Here is a 16927-nt window from a genome sequence, read left to right as displayed (position 1 = left end):
CAGAAGTGAAACGCCGTAGCGCCGATGGTAGTGTGGGGCCTCCCCATGCGAGAGTAGGGAACTGCCAGGCATCCAATTAAGACCAATAGGTCATGACCACACCCTTGACACGGTGCGGGAGAAACAAGCAAAGCAGCAGTGCTGCTTTGAGACAGAATCGGTGGAGCGGTAGTTCAGTTGGTTAGAATACCTGCCTGTCACGCAGGGGGTCGCGGGTTCGAGCCCCGTCCGTTCCGCCACCTTTTTAGGGGCGTAGTTCAATTGGTAGAGCACCGGTCTCCAAAACCGGGTGTTGGGGGTTCGAGTCCCTCCGCCCCTGCCAGAAAGTAGAATCCTTTACTTATGTAAAGGATTTTTTTTTGCCTAAAATTTACGTTTCACTCTATCTCCGTCAAAAAGGTGTTATCCGCCTTTCGACGTCTAACACCTAGTTCCTAACTATTACTGACAGGTATATCAATTAACTGCTTTAATTCTTGGAGATGGTCACTATTTTGTAACCACACTGCATAAAGCGTTCTCGGAATTAACGGAGAATTTTCAACTTTGACAAGGTCGGGATAAAGTTCATCCCAGTAGTCAGGCAGAAAAGCGCAGCTATTAGTCGAGCTAAGTAAGTCTCGCGCAATATTCGCAGAGGTCGTGGTCAAAAGATATGAGTCATCGATTTCGGCAAGATATTCATCATGGTATTGGAAATCGGCACCCCATTCGACTTTGATATAGCGACTTTTTTCGCCTTCAATACTATTCTTTGAACGGAATAACGCTAAAGTTAAGGAACCAATAGGCTGACTGGCCAATTCGTCCATTTTCGGCGCTTCTGTGGTGATGAGTAGGTCTAGTTGACGCTCATGTATCTGTTTCACGAGTAAGTGGCGCTGTGCGACCCTGGCTTCGATATGCAGTTCTTCATACTCTGAATAGAGGGATTTAAGCCAATTCGTTAGATAACCCTCCCATAAGGCTGTGCTGGCCCCTACAGACAGCTCATGATGTTGTAAGGCCAATGCGACGTCTTTCTTCGCCTGGGCCCATGTTGACATCAGTGCATCAGCGTAAGGCCTTAGCTTCTCGCCTGCAGTCGTTAATCTGATATTATTGCGATGGCGGGTGAATAAGCTGACTCCTAGCTGATTCTCAAGCTGTCTGATTCGAAAACTCACCGCCGATTGTGTGAGATAGAGCGCTTCTGCAGCACGACCAAAGTGTCGTGTACGACTGACTTCCAAAAAAGTTTTCAGTAATTCGGTGTCCAAAGTGCATCTCCAAAAAAATTTATCGTATCAATTTAAATCTTTTGTTTTACACTTTGTCAAGCCTAACTAATACTCCGCGGCATGAACCACACAGCTATTAATAGAAGCAGGAGCGTGTTATATGGCGGAAAGCTTTGTAACTACCCACCGTTTTTTTGATAATAAGCACTACCCACGTGGATTCTCCCGCCATGGAGACTTTACGATTAAAGAAGCCCAATTTTTAGAACGTTACGGTTTCGCGATGAATGAGCTCGATCTCGCTAAGCGTGAGCCGTCTAATGAAGAAGAAAAACAGTTTGTAGAAGTATGTCGTGGACAGCGTCCTGCAGAGACTGAAGCAGAGAAGGTTTGGTCTAAGTATATGGCTCGTATTAAGCGGCCTAAACGCTTTCATACTTTGTCCGGCGGTAAGCCACAAATGGATACGGTTGAAGATTACAGTGATAGCGACGATTAATAGAAGGGCTCACCGAGGTGGGCCTTTTTTTATTGGTATAGTTGAGTGAGGTGTTTAACAATACGATCAGTATATCGATAACTTAAGGCTTCCTGTAATGCTACCTTCGTTATCTCATCTTCACCGTTTAGGTCGGCGATCGTTCGCGCCACTCTTAATATATGGTGAAAAGCTCTATGAGACAGCGATAGTTGATGAAGACTCTCTTTCAACCAATCCCAATCCTCTAACGTTAGCTGGCAATAAAGACTTATCTCGCGGTAATTGAGCCGTGCATTTTCTTTTCCTTGTCGTTTATTCTGAAGCGTTCTCGCTGTACAAATTCGGGACTTAATCGCTAGGCTGGATTCATTATGAAATGATGTCGAACCGTCTAATGGTGTTGAAACTGCTATAGAGAGTTGAAACCGGTCTATAAGCGCGGCAGAAAGTATCTCAACGCTTTTTCCTAAAGCATTTCGAGCATTCTTAGCTTTAAGTTCTGATAGCGCATAGCCGCAAGGAAGATTCGTTGCTGCGACTAATTGAAAACAGGCGGGATAAATAATCTTTGCCCCAGCCCGTGATAGGAGAACATATCCTTGTTCTAATGGAGTCCTTAAAGCATCTAAAGTTTTCTTATCGAATTCTAATAATTCATCCAGAAAAAGTACTCCGCGATGGGCGAGTGTAATCTCACCGGGGGCTTCGGGGTGAGTGCTCCCAATCAACCCTGCCGTGGTAATGCTATGGTGTGGGTTTCGGAAAGGGCGTGATAACGGCTGCACTAGGTGGCTTTTAGACAAATTTTTCACTTGTGCTATGGCGATCTTTTCTTCAGATGTCAGTTCGGGCAATAGGCTTGGTAAGCAACGCGCTAGAGTCGTTTTCCCGCTACCAGGAGGGCCGACCATTAATAGACTGTGTCCGCCAGCGGCAGCGATTTCTAAGGCGCGTTTAGCATGGTACAGCCCAACGATAGACTGTATATCGATAAAAGGAGATTCAGGACAAATAGTTTGTTTATTGAGTGTGCGCGTCGTCGAAATAGGTTCACCTTGCAGATAGCGGCATACTTGTCGAAGGTTCTCGGCATAATAAACGGTTTCGGGAGCAAAAATTAACTCCGGTGAAAAGAGTTGTTGAGCGACAACAATTGGATGTTTCGCATCGGCAGCCGCAAGCATAGCTGAAATCGCTCCTTTACAACCTGTCAGCGAGCCATTGAGTGATAATCCGGCATAAAATTCTACGTGGCCATGACGCTTTAACTGAACCTGCCCTGAGGCGATAAGGATTGCAAGCGCTATGGGTAAGTCGTAGCCAGCCGTATCGCCGAGATGAGGGCCAGGGGTTAGGCTTAGCGTTATTTTCTTCGCGGGGAAATGGAAACCACTGTTCAGCATAGCACTCCGCACACGCGCTCTAATACCACGTGCGGTACTATCTGAAAGCCCAATCAAGATAAATCCGGGTAGGCCTTGGCTGATATCAACCTCAACCGTGATTGGTGTGGTGTTTATACCCACGATATAACGAGTGCGAACTTCTGCAAGTGACATGATCCTCTCCTCCTCACCGAAGTATGCTTAAAAATAGAAGGTTCTTCTCACATTCAGATTCTTTATTGCGAGACGCATCGATAAATTAAGTAACAATTTCAAAGTATTTATTTTTTTTGCGAGATATCTCTTTTAATTAATAGTAATCATGAGGTTACCTGAATACGTAAAAAGTCTTGTTCTACACAAAGACAAAAAAACATTGCATCATATCTAAAAACTATGATAACTCTGTAGGTATTGATTCGATTAAGACGAATATCTGAACTGATTATGAAAGCCCTTTTACGAGTGATTAGCCTTATTCTCATTAGCGTGGTGGTGATTATTCTCCCATCCTGCGGGGCTACGTTCGGAAGAGAAAAGGCTTAAAAATCAAGTCGTAATCTAAAGAAAACCCCCGCACTTAAAAGTTCGGGGGTTTTTTTTTGGTCCAAACACAACAAAATAATAAAATCTGAGGCAACAGAGTTTTTAGCATAAAATTCTGTATAACCCAAATAAGGCAGAGGTTTAGTGATGACTGGAGCGCAGTGGGTAGTTCATGCTCTGAAAGGGCAAGGAATTAAGACGGTATTTGGGTACCCTGGTGGTGCAATCATGCCAGTGTACGATGCGTTATACGACGGCGGTGTTGAACATTTATTATGCCGACACGAGCAAGGGGCAGTCGTCGCAGCAATCGGTTATGCCCGAGCGACAGGGAAAACAGGTGTCTGTATCGCAACGTCGGGGCCGGGGGCGACTAATCTTATTACAGGTCTGGCTGATGCCATGATGGATTCAGTCCCAATTGTCGCCATCACAGGCCAAGTCTCTTCGGCGGTGATTGGTACTGACGCCTTCCAAGAAATTGATGTACTAGGGCTTTCTCTGGCTTGTACTAAGCACAGCTTTATGGTGCAAAGTGCTGAAGAGTTACCGCAAGTTCTTGCCGATGCCTTTGCCATAGCCCAATCAGGCCGTCCAGGTCCTGTCTTAGTCGATATTCCCAAAGATATCCAAATGGGCGCTGCCGATTTTCAACCTGTTCTTAGCGCTGTAGCTCAAGATAATGTCTCTTTCTTAGGATCGCTCGACGCTGCGAAAGAGTTACTTCATAAGGCACTAAAACCGATTGTCTATGTCGGCGGTGGAGTCGGTATGGCTGATGCAGTTGATGAACTGAGAACCTTTTTATCGACCACCTCCCTGCCTTCCGTTAGTACGTTGAAGGGATTGGGAACTGTACCTCATGATGAACCGACCTACCTAGGCATGCTGGGTATGCATGGAAGTAAAGCGGCAAATTTAGCGGTACAGGAAAGCGACTTACTGATTGCTATTGGTGCGCGTTTTGACGATCGCGTTACTGGAAAGCTTGATACTTTTGCTCCTCATGCTGCGGTTATTCATATCGATATTGACCCGGCAGAATTGAATAAATTACGTCGAGCGCACGTAACCCTTCAGGGAAGCATTGCAGCGATATTACCTCAGTTGGCGACAACCGTATCGATTGCTCCTTGGGTTGAGCATCTAGCTGATCTAAAAAAGACGACTGCGCCTAATTACGATCACCCAGGTGCACCAATTTTTGCGCCAGCATTACTCAAAAAGCTTTCTGAAAAAATGCCACACAGTACCGTAGTAACGACCGATGTTGGCCAACACCAAATGTGGGCGGCACAACATATGTTCTTCAATCAGCCGGAAAACTTCATTACATCGAGCGGACTTGGCACCATGGGGTTCGGCTTACCTGCAGCGATTGGTGCCCAAGTGGCTCGCCCAGAAGATACCGTGATCTGTGTGTCGGGTGATGGGTCGATCATGATGAATATTCAAGAGCTGGGGACGATAAAGCGCAAGCAATTACCGGTAAAAATTCTTCTGTTGGATAACCAGCGACTGGGCATGGTACGTCAGTGGCAAGAACTGTTCTTTGAAGAGCGTTATAGCGAAACATTGCTGACCGATAATCCCGACTTTTTGATGCTCGCTCGTGCTTTTGATATCCCTGGCAGAAGTATTAGTAAAAAGGATGAGATCGACGCTGCACTGGATGAATTCTTAAATGCACCGACCGCTTATTTTTTACATATTCAGATCGATGAAAACGAAAATGTTTGGCCTCTCGTCCCACCGGGTGCGAGTAACACTAATATGATGGAGAAAAGCGCATGAATCAGCATCAACTCACTATCGCCGCGAGTCATCGTCCTGAAGTATTAGAACGCATCTTACGGGTGGTACGCCATCGCGGATTTGAAATTAAAACCATGCAAATGGCACAAACTCTGGGGCCTGAGCAGATTAATATCGAAATGATAGTCGCCAGCCACCGGGGTATTGAGTTACTTTCGACACAGCTGACTAAATTAATCGACGTGAACAGCGTGAACGTCATAAAAAATAAAACACAACAAATACGTGCATAATCGTAAAGGACAGACAATGAGTACAAAAAAAGCAGAATTCATTTGGTTTAATGGCGAAATGGTTAAATGGGAAGATGCTAAAATTAGCGTTATGTCTCACTCCCTGCATTACGGCACCTCAGTATTCGAAGGCGTCCGGTGCTACGATTCGCACAAAGGCCCAGTGGTTTTCCGCCACCGTGAACATATGCAGCGCCTACACGACTCCGCCAAAATTTATCGTTTTCCTATCACGCAGTCTGTCGACGAATTGATGACGGCATGCCGTGAGGTACTCCGTAAAAATGATCTGAAAAGCGCCTATATTCGTCCCCTAGCATTTGTTGGTGATGTTGGCTTGGGTGTAAACCCGCCTGAAGGGTTCAGTATGGATGTGATCATCGCAGCCTTCCCATGGGGCGCTTACTTAGGTGCAGAAGCGATGGAGCAAGGTATCGATGCGATGGTGTCTTCTTGGAACCGTGTTGCACCCAATACTCTGCCTACTGCAGCGAAGGCGGGGGGGAATTACCTATCCTCATTACTAGTAGGGAGTGAAGCCCGTCGTCATGGTTATCAAGAGGGTATCGCCCTAGACACCCAAGGTTATATTTCTGAAGGAGCAGGTGAAAACCTATTCGAAGTTAAAGATGGTGTCTTATTTACCCCACCTTTCACCTCTTCAGCGTTACCGGGTATCACTCGCGACGCTATTATCACTCTCGCAAAATCACTGGGCATTGAAGTGCGTGAGCAAGTGCTTTCTCGCGAGTCACTTTACTTAGCTGATGAAGTCTTTATGTCTGGTACGGCCGCAGAAATTACGCCGGTGAGAAGCGTGGATGGTATCACTGTTGGCGCAGGTAAACGTGGACCAGTGACTGAGCGCATCCAACAAGCTTTCTTCGGGTTATTTACTGGTGAGACAGAAGATAAATGGGGCTGGTTAGACCCGGTCAACGCGTAACCTTATTCATTTTATAACGGGCATGACATGCCCGTTTTGCTGTTATTTGGAGTAGATTGAGCATGCCTAAGTACCGTTCTGCAACCACCACCCATGGCCGAAATATGGCTGGCGCTCGTGCCTTATGGCGAGCAACTGGAATGACCGACAATGATTTTGGTAAACCTATTATAGCCGTTGTTAACTCCTTCACTCAATTCGTCCCCGGTCATGTTCATTTACGGGATCTCGGTAAACTGGTCGCGGAACAGATTGAAGCGGCGGGCGGTGTAGCGAAAGAATTTAACACCATCGCCGTCGATGATGGGATCGCCATGGGTCATGGAGGAATGCTCTATTCCTTGCCTTCTCGTGAACTTATCGCTGACTCTGTTGAATACATGGTGAATGCTCACTGTGCGGATGCCATGGTTTGTATTTCAAACTGTGACAAAATCACCCCAGGGATGTTAATGGCCTCAATGCGCCTAAATATTCCTGTTATTTTTGTATCGGGTGGCCCAATGGAAGCCGGTAAAACGAAGCTATCCGATCAACTCATCAAGCTCGACTTGGTTGATGCGATGATCCAAGGTGCTAACCCTAATGTGAGTGATGCCGACAGTGAACAGATCGAGCGCTCAGCGTGCCCAACTTGTGGTTCATGCTCAGGAATGTTCACCGCCAACTCAATGAACTGTTTGACTGAAGCCTTAGGTCTTTCACAACCCGGTAATGGTTCACTTTTGGCGACTCATGCCGATCGTGAGCAATTATTTATCAATGCAGGTAAACGTATTGTTAGCCTGACTAAGCGTTATTACGAACAAGACGATACCAGTGCTTTACCTCGTAATATTGCTTCAAAAGCAGCATTTGAAAATGCGATGACGTTGGATATCGCGATGGGTGGTTCAACAAATACCGTATTACACTTACTGGCTGCGGCACAGGAAGGGGATATTGATTTCGATATTTCCGATATTGATCGTTTATCTCGTCAAGTTCCACACCTTTGTAAAGTCGCGCCAAGTACCCAAAAATATCATATGGAAGATGTCCACCGTGCTGGAGGGGTTATCGGTATCCTGGGTGAGCTTGATCGTGCCGGGTTATTAAAAACCGATGTCCCTAACGTATTGGGCTCAACATTGAAAGAGACCTTAGCGCAGTACGACATTATGTTGACTCAAGACGAAGCGATCAAAACCATGTACCGTGCAGGGCCTGCGGGGATCCGTACCACCAAAGCGTTTTCGCAATCATGCCGTTGGGATACGCTTGACGATGATCGCCAAAATGGCTGTATCCGTGAGCGACAATATGCCTTCTCTCAAGATGGTGGACTGGCTGTACTTTACGGTAACTTGGCTGAAAAAGGTTGCATCGTTAAAACCGCGGGTGTAGATGAAGACATTCTAACCTTCCGTGGCCCAGCTAAAGTTTACGAAAGCCAAGATGATGCAGTTGAGGCGATACTCGGCGGTAAAGTTGTTGCCGGCGATGTGGTTGTTATCCGCTACGAAGGTCCGAAGGGCGGTCCGGGTATGCAAGAAATGCTCTATCCAACCACCTACTTAAAATCTATGGGATTGGGCAAACAATGTGCCTTAATCACTGACGGTCGTTTCTCTGGCGGTACTTCTGGACTCTCAATCGGTCACGTCTCACCTGAAGCGGCGAGTGGCGGGATTATCGCGCTGGTGGAAGAAGGGGATATGATCTCGATAAATATTCCGCAGCGTGGGATCACCTTAGATATTAGCGATGCAGAACTTGCCGAACGCCAGGCCGCACAAGTTCAGCGTGGTGAGCAAGCTTACACACCAAATAATCGTGAGCGGGAAGTCTCGTTTGCATTACGAGCCTACGCATCTTTAGCCACCAGTGCTGACCAAGGTGCGGTGCGTGATAAGAGTAAACTTGGGGGATAAGTCGATGGCGACAGTTAAACCCTTGCCTGCTGAGCCGTCAGCAGGCGAATATCTTCACGCTATTCTGCGGTCTCCTGTGTACGATGTTGCACAGGTCACTCCGCTCCAAGTGATGAATAAGCTTTCAGAGCGCTTAGGTAACACCATCTTGGTCAAGCGTGAAGACCGGCAGGCCGTGCATAGTTTCAAACTGCGCGGTGCTTATGCCATGATCGCGGGACTTAGTGAAGAGCAGAAATCTCGTGGTGTGGTAACCGCCTCCGCAGGAAACCATGCGCAAGGTGTGGCGCTTTCTGCCGCGAAACTGGGTATTAAGGCGAAGATAGTGATGCCGCTGGCAACAGCGGATATCAAAGTGGATGCGGTGCGTGCTTTTGGCGGAGAAGCTCTTTTACACGGTGCTAACTTCGATGAGGCGAAAGCCAAAGCGATCGAGCTTGCAGCAGATCACGGCCTGACCTTTATTCCTCCCTTCGACCACCCTTCAGTCATCGCTGGACAGGGCACTATAGGGATGGAACTTCTTCAGCAGGATGCACACTTAGACCGTATTTTCGTGCCGGTGGGCGGAGGAGGCTTGGCTGCAGGGGTGGCTGTTTTAATCAAACAGCTAATGCCTGAAATAAAAGTGATTGCCGTTGAAGCCAGTGATTCCGCTTGCTTAGCCGCTGCACTGGAAGCCGGGCAGCCTGTCGAACTACCACGCGTAGGCCTCTTTGCGGAAGGCGTTGCAGTCAAGCGTATTGGTAACGAAACCTACCGTTTATGTCAGCAATATATCGACGACATTGTTACGGTCGACAGTGACGCCATCTGTGCTGCGATGAAAGATCTATTCGAAGATGTGCGAGCGGTAGCAGAGCCTTCTGGCGCGTTAGCGCTAGCAGGAATGAAGAAGTACATTCAACAGCATGGGATTGAGGGGGAACGCTTAGCGCATGTCCTCTCTGGGGCGAATGTTAATTTCCATGGTCTACGCTATGTTTCTGAACGCTGTGAATTGGGCGAACAACGTGAAGCCCTCTTAGCGGTGACGATTCCAGAACAGCAAGGGAGTTTCCTGACCTTTTGCCAAACATTGGGTGGGCGCTCAATCACTGAATTCAACTACCGTTATGCCGATGAAGGGAATGCCTGTATTTTCGTGGGTGTCAGACTGACGCGAGGCGATGAAGAGCGCAAAGAGATAGCTACTCAGCTCCAGAATCATGGCTATCAAGTCGTTGATCTTTCCGATGACGAAATGGCCAAGTTGCATTTGCGCTACATGGTTGGTGGGCGTCCAAGTAAAGCCTTAGAGGAACGTCTCTTTAGTTTTGAATTTCCAGAGTCCCCCGGTGCATTACTCAAGTTTTTGGAGACTCTTGGAACGCATTGGAATATCTCATTGTTTCACTATCGCAGCCATGGCACCGATTATGGGCGAGTCTTAGCCGGGTTCGAACAAAACCCGCGAGAAACGGATTTCGACCCCCACCTCGATGCCTTGGGGTATGCGTATCACGACGAAACCGAAAATCCGGCGTTTAAATTTTTCTTAGCAGGGAAATAGCTAGAGAAGATTCCAAAAAGCCTCAATCAGCGGCTCTCGTAGCCGCTGTTTTTGTACACAGATCCCTAGTTCTAAAGGGGCACCTAAATCTTCACCCTCTAACATCATGATCCGGTTACGGATCATCTCGGGACTATTTTCGATCACTACCGCTGGAAGTAGCGCCACGCCACAGCCTAATGCAACCATGGAAACAATCGCCTCATGTCCTGAAACGGTAGCGTAAATAATCGGATTAGTCATTCGTTGTCGGCGGAACCACAGATCGATACTGCGTCTCACCGGCCCCTGCTCAGGGATAATAAAAGGAATCTCGTGCCAATTACGTGCCTCGTGATTTATCGCTAACTGTCGTACAGGGCAAGGTAGAGCAGGGGCGATCATCACCAGTGGTAATGTTGCTAGAGGCGTAAAATCGATTCCGGCAGGCAGAGAAAGAGGCTTGCCTGCAATGGACACATCGGCATGACCCGAGCTCACTATCTCGACCGCATCGGCTGGGTCACCCGTGAATAATTTAATTTCCACCTGCGGATGGGCGACCCTGAATCGATCAAGTATTGGCGGTAAATGGCTATAAGCCGCAGTGACCGAACAGAAAATTTTTAATTCCCCATTCAAAGAGGGGCTGTCTACCGCCATCGCATGCTTCATCTGTTGATATTGTAATAATGTTTGTTGGGCAAAGGCCTTTAACTGCTCACCCGCCTCAGTGAGGGAGACCGAGCGATTGTCCCGCAGAAATAATGGATAACCTAGCTCATCTTCTAAGCGTTGGATCTGTCGGGAGAGTGTAGACGGGCTGACATGCATTGCACGGGATGTCTGCCCGAAATGGCAAGACTCAGCCAAATGGAGAAACAGTTTTAAATCGCGTAAATCCATCATCGTCATGCCTTTTAATGTTGCGTTAAATGCAATGTAATATTGTCAATATATCAATTTAAGCACTGAATTTCCTGTCATATGATGGGATTATAATGAAACGAGAGACGTTTCAATAACTACACAAAATATGCACAACATTATCTGGAGTATTCATGGCTAACTATTTTAATACGCTGAATTTACGTAATCAGCTGGCGCAATTAGGTAAGTGTCGTTTCATGTCTCGTGAAGAGTTTGCTGATGAAGCTAACTATCTGAAAGGCAAAAAAGTCGTTATCGTAGGCTGTGGTGCGCAAGGCTTAAACCAAGGGTTAAATATGCGTGACTCTGGCCTGAATGTTGCTTATGCATTGCGTCAAGAAGCTATCGATGAGAAACGTGCATCATGGCGTAAAGCTTCAGATAATGGATTTACCGTCGGCACATATGAAGAGTTAGTCCCTGAAGCTGACTTAGTCATTAATTTGACTCCAGACAAACAACACTCAGCAGTGGTTCAAGCGGTTCAACCTCTGATGAAAGAAGGTGCAGCATTAGGCTATTCTCACGGTTTCAACATTGTTGAAGTGGGCGAAACGATCCGTAAAGATATCACCGTCGTCATGGTTGCACCGAAATGCCCAGGTACTGAAGTACGTGAAGAATACAAACGCGGTTTCGGTGTTCCAACATTATTAGCGGTGCACCCAGAAAATGATCCACAAAAAGAGGGATTAGCGATCGCTAAAGCATGGGCCGCAGCCACAGGTGGTCACCGTGCGGGTGTATTAGAATCCTCTTTCGTTGCAGAAGTAAAATCTGACTTGATGGGCGAGCAAACTATCCTTTGCGGTATGCTGCAAGCAGGTTCAATTCTATGCTTCGATAAATTAGTGGCTGAAGGCACTGATGCGGCTTACGCTGAAAAATTAATTCAGTTTGGTTGGGAAACCATCACCGAATCACTGAAGTTTGGTGGTATCACTCTGATGATGGATCGTTTATCTAACCCAGCTAAATTACGAGCTTATGCGCTTTCAGAGCAACTGAAGACGCTAATGGCACCATTATTCCAAAAACATATGGACGATATCATCTCTGGTGAATTCTCATCCGGTATGATGGCCGATTGGGCCAACGATGATAAAGATCTTCTGACTTGGCGTGAAGAGACGGGCAAAACCGCTTTCGAAAATGCGGCACAGTTCGAAGGTAAGATTGCTGAGCAAGAATACTACGATCAAGGTGTGGTGATGGTCGCAATGGTTAAAGCAGGCGTTGAATTAGCCTTCGAAACTATGGTTGATGCGGGCATCATTGAAGAGTCAGCATATTACGAATCTCTTCACGAATTACCACTGATTGCCAACACCATTGCACGTAAGCGTCTGTATGAAATGAACGTTGTAATCTCAGATACCGCAGAATACGGTAACTACCTATTTAGCTTCGCAGCCGTACCATTATTAAAAGACTTTATGGCTAACTTGAAGCCTGGTGACTTAGGTAAACCTGCGACAACAGACAACAACGTTGATAATGCACAGTTACGTGAAATGAACGAAGCCGTTCGTCATCACCCAATTGAAGAAGTGGGCCGTAAACTACGTGGTTACATGACGGATATGAAGAGTATCGCTGTAGCAGGCTAATAGCTTGTAGCACCAGACATCTCTTTCAAGCCCCTATATTGTTTAACAATGTAGGGGTTTTTTTATTTCTATAATAAATGATGTACTTTGACGGGAGTTAGCCATCATTGAGGTATTTTATCCCAACTTTTTTTTCCAAAGGCAATAGTGGGTAATTGTCGCTAATGTATTGTACCCGAGTCTTTAGCGATAGCTTTTTCATTCAGCGTAACGATATAACTCCACAAATCATCTCCTTCAAGGCTAGGGTAAAATGAGTACATATACTTACCGTTTTTAAACCGATAGCCTCTAAAATCACAAACGTCAGGGCAATTAACATTTATAGTTTCTCCATTAAGTTTGATCGTTGAGTTATCTTTAATTTTTGTGGAGGTGAGGCGTAGTTTATTACAAGAAACATTCCCCTCACTACAATCATAGTCTATTGTTGCCTTAAAAGTTCTTCCCTCGAAATGATAAGTAGATTTGGCATACGCTAAACCAGCTGTAATAACTAAGTAAAAAAACAAGAGGGCTCTATATTTTTTAATCATCTTGAATAATCAGCCTTATAATAGAGTTTTAATTCCGATTCACGGCGATTAATTAATCCTTTCATCACTTTCCCTTGGCTTCTACTCCACATTTTCCATGCAGTATCAAGATTATCATTACTTTCACCGTTAATTATTTTAACAACGGTAGAACCTCCCAATCCACTTATTCTATTACCGATACCGATGTTAAAAAAAATAGTTAATGCATCGAATTGGCTTTGGGTAAGTAAACGTTTTAACACCATTCTCGTACTTTGTTAATTCTTGTCTTAGTCACGACAGCGCCTGAGAAGCACTAATACCCTCTTTATATCGTTCAAACTCTTTAGTATCAACGATTAGATGGCCATAACCGATCGTCGTACCTGGCGTGTAATGTTTTATCTCTTTACCCGTTTGGTCATCATAAATTTTTAGCCTTAACTGTTCATAATCTGCTAATAACCTAACTCCGGCTTGGCTCAATTCCATCGTCGCTACATCGTATTTTGCGCCAATGCCTTCAGAAAACTGGGGTGAGATTTTGATTAAATTATTTTTTTTCTTCTCAAGAAACTTAATGGTTTTCCCATTTATGTCAACGCGAGCATCAGGTAATAGCTTCATTCTACTTTGGAATGTTCTAATCGCACTTATTGTATTATTTCTACAAATGCCATCAATCCTTAGATTAAAACCATGTTTAACTAATAGATTTTTAATAATTATTACATCGCTGTATTTAGTGTTTGCGTTAAGACCAACAGAATCTTCTAATAACATACAACCTAACTCCCTTTTTATTATTGTTTATAATATATAACGAGCGATTTCTCTTTATCTAAAGAGAGTATTTTTTATAGCCGAGCTTAACGACCTCGAATGTGATTTTAATAAGGATGAAATTTATTAATAGTAAGACTTCTATATTATCGTTATATGTTTTTGCATTGATATCATCATTTTTCTAAAAAATAATAAAAAGTAAGTGTAATCTTATTTTCTAGGAATTTTTTTCCACTCGTAAATTTTAATTTGCTACCCATTGAAAGTCTCTAACTTTTCTTACATGACAATCTCTCACCTTTATGCAGCCACTTTTGCACTTAATAGGGGTTAAATGAAAGTGAGGGTTGTGACAAAGAATAGAACAATGGCTAAGGCTAAAGGCACTTAGGAAAAACCACCCATTGATAAGGTGGTTTTTACTCGTGATTGGGAAGGAGATCAAGAACGATTTGACGAGAGTATTGTGTGGCGAGTCTCTTTGCTCATAACCAACGCAATTAACGTCAGCACAGCCATTGATGTAAGGTAAAGGCCGACCGCGAAAAGTCCCCATTTGGCAGTTAGCCACGTCGCAATATAAGGCGCGACAGAAGCACCCAGTATTGATGCCAAGTTATAGGAGAAGGATGCTCCGGTGTAGCGAACCTCGGTAGGAAAGAGTTCGGGTAACAAAGCGCCCATAGGTCCGAAAGTTAAGCCCATAATGGTCAATCCCAGCGTCAGAAATAACATTACCAACCACTGTGAACCACCGGCTAAAATAGAAGGAAAAGCTAAGGCAAATACGATGATCAATAGGGTAATAGCGATCATGGTAGGACGACGACCAAAGCGATCCGCCAAGATCCCGGCAATAGGGATCGCGACACCAAATCCGATCACGGCCACCATTAACATCCATAAAAAACTATTCCGAGAAAAGCCCAGTCCTTGCGGTGCAGGGGCCGTGCCATAACTCATGGAATAAACCGTCATAATATAAAACAGGGTATAGGTCGCCAACATGATAAATGTCCCTAATACCATGGCCCTAAAGTGTTTACTAAACAATGTACCGATAGGCAGACTAACGTGTTGCTGTGACTGTTTAGCTTGAGTAAAGACAGGGCTTTCGTGTAACGATACCCGCACATAAAGTCCAACAATGACGAGGACTGCTGACAGGATAAAGGGTACACGCCATCCCCACTGCATAAACTGTTGGTCGGTCAGCAGCCAAGAGAGTAATAAAAAGGTACCATTGGCAAAGAAAAAGCCAATCGGTGCGCCCAGTTGTGGGAAAGAGCCATATAATGCTCTTTTTTTAGCCGGTGCATTCTCTGTTGCAAGTAATGCTGCTCCCCCCCATTCGCCACCGAGCCCTAATCCTTGACCAAATCGAGCCAACGCCAAAAGCAGTGGTGCTACTACACCAATGGTTTGATAGCTAGGGAGTAAGCCGATAACCACCGTCGAGACACCCATGGTGACTAATGATGCAACCAAGGTTGCCTTACGACCGACTTTATCGCCGAAATGGCCAAAGAGTGCTGAGCCAATCGGGCGGGCAACGAAGGCAATAGCGAAAGTCGCTAACGACTGCAGCGTTGCAACGGTCGGATCACCCTGCGGAAAAAAGATATGCGGAAAAACGATAACCGCTGCTGTGGCGTAGATATAAAAATCGAAAAATTCAATTGCCGTACCGACTAAAGACGCGATGATCACTTTATTGCGTGAATTGATGGGGGGAGCCTGCTGAGCAGCTTCTGCCAGAGTTTCTGAAGTTTGCATAATTCCATTTTCTTATTTTTGTTACATCGGAAAATCATATTACGCAGGCATGCCGTAGGGTTCAATTAACTGACACGCCGCCGCACAGGCTCTATAGCGAATAATCGTAGTGATACGGCATTAGACAAATGAAGTTATCTGGGAATAGTTAATAAGCTGGAGGGATACGCTAAAAATAGGCTAAAAAAAATAGTTTATTTAATTTAGCCTATCGACAGATTAATGCGTTGTTGGTGCATTATCTTCTTTTGTTTTAGAAGCAGGAGGGTTTGCTGTCGCAATCCATGCTGCGCAGAATAGAGTTAAGCGGGCAAAGAAATAAAAGAACGCCATTAATCCCAATACTGAACCAAATGCCGCACCTGAAGGCGAAGAGGCTAATTTAGGCAACGTAAAGGTCATAATAAACTTAATCAGCTCGAAGCCTATTGCCGCGAGTAATGTGCCACGGAATAGGGCTTTTTTATGGGGCTTATGGCGAGGAAGAATCCAGAAAATCCATAAAAAGATAAGGTAGTTACAGCCGATGGATATACACAACGCGCTCACCGTGATCAGAGGGCGTAACCAGCTGATATGATCTAATCCTAATGCACTAATGATCGTCGATTGTGCAGAACCGGCGATGGAGTTTAATGAAATGGAAATCACCAACGCCATCACCAAGCCAGTTAGCGAGATGAAATCGCGTAAATACTTGTGCCATATTTTCTCCTGATCCTTCGGCGCGCGTTCCCACACGTCTCGGGACTGGGCACGAATGGCTTCGCGAAGATTTCCTACCCAACTGATCCCCGAATAGAGGGCCAGCAACAATCCGGTTATCCCGACAGTGGTACGTTGTTGGATAGCTGTATTAACAGTATTTTTTAATGTTGAGGTCAGGGTTGGATCACTAATACTGTTAACGATTTTATCAATCAACTCCGAAAGGAGGGCTTGGTTAGAAGCCAAGACAAAACCCAAGGCCGCGAAGGAAACCATTAAAATCGGGATTAATGAAAGGAAGGAGAAATAGGTGATTGCGGCACCGAATTGGCTTCCCAAACGATCATTAAAACGCTCGATGGCACGCAAAAAATGAGCGACCGGTTTAAGGGAAGTGAACCAAATATAAAAGCGTGAAGCCTGCTTGATGGAGTGATCCACTGAGGTATTTCCTGTCTTAATGGGAATGACCGACGCTTCGTGGTCCTCGTTATCCTTCTTCGAATTATTTTTTGTCTCAACCATAAAA

Annotated in this window: 16 protein-coding genes and 2 tRNA genes; 10 read left to right on the top strand and 8 right to left on the bottom strand. The window is 45.4% G+C overall.

Features of this window, described 5'->3' with window-relative positions:
* Nucleotides 1-162 precede the first annotated feature (162 nt).
* A tRNA-Asp gene (locus MKR94_RS08375) sits at nt 163-239 on the top strand.
* A 7-nt stretch (nt 240-246) separates the two neighbouring features.
* A tRNA-Trp gene (locus tag MKR94_RS08370) sits at nt 247-322 on the top strand.
* A 112-nt stretch (nt 323-434) separates the two neighbouring features.
* Here the strand turns inward: MKR94_RS08370 and hdfR are convergent.
* Entirely contained in the window at nt 435-1259 is an 825-nt protein-coding gene (gene hdfR, locus MKR94_RS08365; RefSeq protein WP_241646503.1) for an HTH-type transcriptional regulator HdfR, read from the bottom strand.
* Nucleotides 1260-1380: 121 nt separating this feature from the next.
* Between hdfR and MKR94_RS08360 the strand changes: the two genes are divergently transcribed.
* Nucleotides 1381-1719: a MaoP family protein gene (locus MKR94_RS08360; protein WP_048912960.1), complete on the top strand. Its 339-nt coding sequence runs from the start codon at nt 1381-1383 to the stop codon at nt 1717-1719.
* A gap of 29 nt (nt 1720-1748) precedes the next feature.
* Here MKR94_RS08360 and MKR94_RS08355 read toward each other — a convergent pair whose 3' ends face one another.
* The gene (locus MKR94_RS08355; RefSeq protein ID WP_241646502.1) at nt 1749-3260 is read right to left on the bottom strand and encodes a YifB family Mg chelatase-like AAA ATPase; all 1512 of its coding nucleotides are present in this window, start codon (nt 3258-3260) and stop codon (nt 1749-1751) included.
* A 273-nt stretch (nt 3261-3533) separates the two neighbouring features.
* Between MKR94_RS08355 and ilvL the strand changes: the two genes are divergently transcribed.
* The 6 genes from ilvL to ilvA all read left to right on the top strand — a co-directional run bounded on the left by ilvL (nt 3534) and on the right by ilvA (nt 10091).
* Nucleotides 3534-3632, top strand: a complete 99-nt coding sequence (ilvL, locus tag MKR94_RS08350; protein ID WP_099824934.1) for an ilv operon leader peptide — start codon at nt 3534-3536, stop codon at nt 3630-3632.
* A 147-nt stretch (nt 3633-3779) separates the two neighbouring features.
* The gene (ilvG, locus tag MKR94_RS08345; protein WP_241646501.1) at nt 3780-5426 is read left to right on the top strand and encodes an acetolactate synthase 2 catalytic subunit; all 1647 of its coding nucleotides are present in this window, start codon (nt 3780-3782) and stop codon (nt 5424-5426) included.
* Nucleotides 5423-5680, top strand: a complete 258-nt coding sequence (ilvM, locus tag MKR94_RS08340; RefSeq protein WP_241646500.1) for an acetolactate synthase 2 small subunit — start codon at nt 5423-5425, stop codon at nt 5678-5680. The genes ilvG and ilvM overlap by 4 nt, the downstream gene beginning before the upstream one ends.
* 16 nt (nt 5681-5696) lie before the next feature.
* Entirely contained in the window at nt 5697-6626 is a 930-nt protein-coding gene (locus MKR94_RS08335) for a branched-chain amino acid transaminase (protein ID WP_241646499.1), read from the top strand.
* A gap of 62 nt (nt 6627-6688) precedes the next feature.
* Entirely contained in the window at nt 6689-8539 is a 1851-nt protein-coding gene (gene ilvD / locus MKR94_RS08330; protein ID WP_241646498.1) for a dihydroxy-acid dehydratase, read from the top strand.
* A gap of 4 nt (nt 8540-8543) precedes the next feature.
* Nucleotides 8544-10091 carry a threonine ammonia-lyase, biosynthetic gene (gene ilvA / locus MKR94_RS08325; RefSeq protein WP_241646497.1) on the top strand — a complete coding sequence of 516 codons (1548 nt, stop codon included), beginning with the start codon at nt 8544-8546 and terminating at the stop codon, nt 10089-10091.
* Here the strand turns inward: ilvA and ilvY are convergent, their stop codons facing one another.
* Complete coding sequence (gene ilvY / locus MKR94_RS08320) at nt 10092-10976, bottom strand: HTH-type transcriptional activator IlvY (RefSeq protein ID WP_241646514.1); 885 nt, start codon at nt 10974-10976, stop codon at nt 10092-10094.
* 155 nt (nt 10977-11131) lie between these two features.
* Between ilvY and ilvC the strand changes: the two genes are divergently transcribed.
* Nucleotides 11132-12610 (top strand): ketol-acid reductoisomerase, encoded by a 1479-nt coding sequence (ilvC, locus tag MKR94_RS08315; RefSeq protein ID WP_241646496.1) that lies wholly within the window; start codon nt 11132-11134, stop codon nt 12608-12610.
* A gap of 161 nt (nt 12611-12771) precedes the next feature.
* Here the strand turns inward: ilvC and MKR94_RS08310 are convergent, their stop codons facing one another.
* The 5 genes from MKR94_RS08310 to yhjD form a co-directional block, all read right to left on the bottom strand.
* Nucleotides 12772-13146 (bottom strand): hypothetical protein, encoded by a 375-nt coding sequence (locus tag MKR94_RS08310; protein ID WP_241646495.1) that lies wholly within the window; start codon nt 13144-13146, stop codon nt 12772-12774.
* Nucleotides 13143-13394 (bottom strand): glycoside hydrolase family protein, encoded by a 252-nt coding sequence (locus MKR94_RS08305; protein ID WP_241646494.1) that lies wholly within the window; start codon nt 13392-13394, stop codon nt 13143-13145. Before MKR94_RS08305 ends, MKR94_RS08310 begins: the two co-directional genes overlap by 4 nt.
* 28 nt (nt 13395-13422) lie before the next feature.
* Nucleotides 13423-13911, bottom strand: coding sequence for a peptidoglycan-binding protein (locus tag MKR94_RS08300; RefSeq protein ID WP_241646493.1), 489 nt, complete (start codon nt 13909-13911; stop codon nt 13423-13425).
* A 444-nt stretch (nt 13912-14355) separates the two neighbouring features.
* Complete coding sequence (locus tag MKR94_RS08295) at nt 14356-15690, bottom strand: MFS transporter (protein ID WP_241646492.1); 1335 nt, start codon at nt 15688-15690, stop codon at nt 14356-14358.
* A 219-nt stretch (nt 15691-15909) separates the two neighbouring features.
* Nucleotides 15910-16923: an inner membrane protein YhjD gene (gene yhjD, locus MKR94_RS08290; protein WP_241646491.1), complete on the bottom strand. Its 1014-nt coding sequence runs from the start codon at nt 16921-16923 to the stop codon at nt 15910-15912.
* Nucleotides 16924-16927: the final 4 nt, after the last annotated feature.

The organism is Rosenbergiella metrosideri (genome assembly GCF_022602565.1).
GTDB lineage: Bacteria > Pseudomonadota > Gammaproteobacteria > Enterobacterales > Enterobacteriaceae > Rosenbergiella > Rosenbergiella metrosideri.
The sequence above is the reverse complement of the archived record's forward strand: the minus strand, read 5'-3'. Positions and strand labels throughout refer to the sequence as shown.

Excerpts from the sequence above, each read along its gene's own strand:
- ilvA (WP_241646497.1), top strand. The coding sequence starts at position 8,544 with ATGGCGACAGTTAAACCCTTGCCTGCTGAGCCGTCAGCAGGCGAATAT.
- MKR94_RS08335 (WP_241646499.1), top strand. The coding sequence starts at position 5,697 with ATGAGTACAAAAAAAGCAGAATTCATTTGGTTTAATGGCGAAATGGTT.
- ilvM (WP_241646500.1), top strand. The coding sequence starts at position 5,423 with ATGAATCAGCATCAACTCACTATCGCCGCGAGTCATCGTCCTGAAGTA.
- MKR94_RS08310 (WP_241646495.1), bottom strand. The coding sequence starts at position 13,146 with ATGATTAAAAAATATAGAGCCCTCTTGTTTTTTTACTTAGTTATTACA.
- ilvY (WP_241646514.1), bottom strand. The coding sequence starts at position 10,976 with ATGGATTTACGCGATTTAAAACTGTTTCTCCATTTGGCTGAGTCTTGC.
- ilvG (WP_241646501.1), top strand. The coding sequence starts at position 3,780 with ATGACTGGAGCGCAGTGGGTAGTTCATGCTCTGAAAGGGCAAGGAATT.
- ilvC (WP_241646496.1), top strand. The coding sequence starts at position 11,132 with ATGGCTAACTATTTTAATACGCTGAATTTACGTAATCAGCTGGCGCAA.
- ilvD (WP_241646498.1), top strand. The coding sequence starts at position 6,689 with ATGCCTAAGTACCGTTCTGCAACCACCACCCATGGCCGAAATATGGCT.
- MKR94_RS08360 (WP_048912960.1), top strand. The coding sequence starts at position 1,381 with ATGGCGGAAAGCTTTGTAACTACCCACCGTTTTTTTGATAATAAGCAC.
- yhjD (WP_241646491.1), bottom strand. The coding sequence starts at position 16,923 with ATGGTTGAGACAAAAAATAATTCGAAGAAGGATAACGAGGACCACGAA.
- MKR94_RS08305 (WP_241646494.1), bottom strand. The coding sequence starts at position 13,394 with ATGGTGTTAAAACGTTTACTTACCCAAAGCCAATTCGATGCATTAACT.
- MKR94_RS08295 (WP_241646492.1), bottom strand. The coding sequence starts at position 15,690 with ATGCAAACTTCAGAAACTCTGGCAGAAGCTGCTCAGCAGGCTCCCCCC.
- ilvL (WP_099824934.1), top strand. The coding sequence starts at position 3,534 with ATGAAAGCCCTTTTACGAGTGATTAGCCTTATTCTCATTAGCGTGGTG.
- MKR94_RS08300 (WP_241646493.1), bottom strand. The coding sequence starts at position 13,911 with ATGTTATTAGAAGATTCTGTTGGTCTTAACGCAAACACTAAATACAGC.
- MKR94_RS08355 (WP_241646502.1), bottom strand. The coding sequence starts at position 3,260 with ATGTCACTTGCAGAAGTTCGCACTCGTTATATCGTGGGTATAAACACC.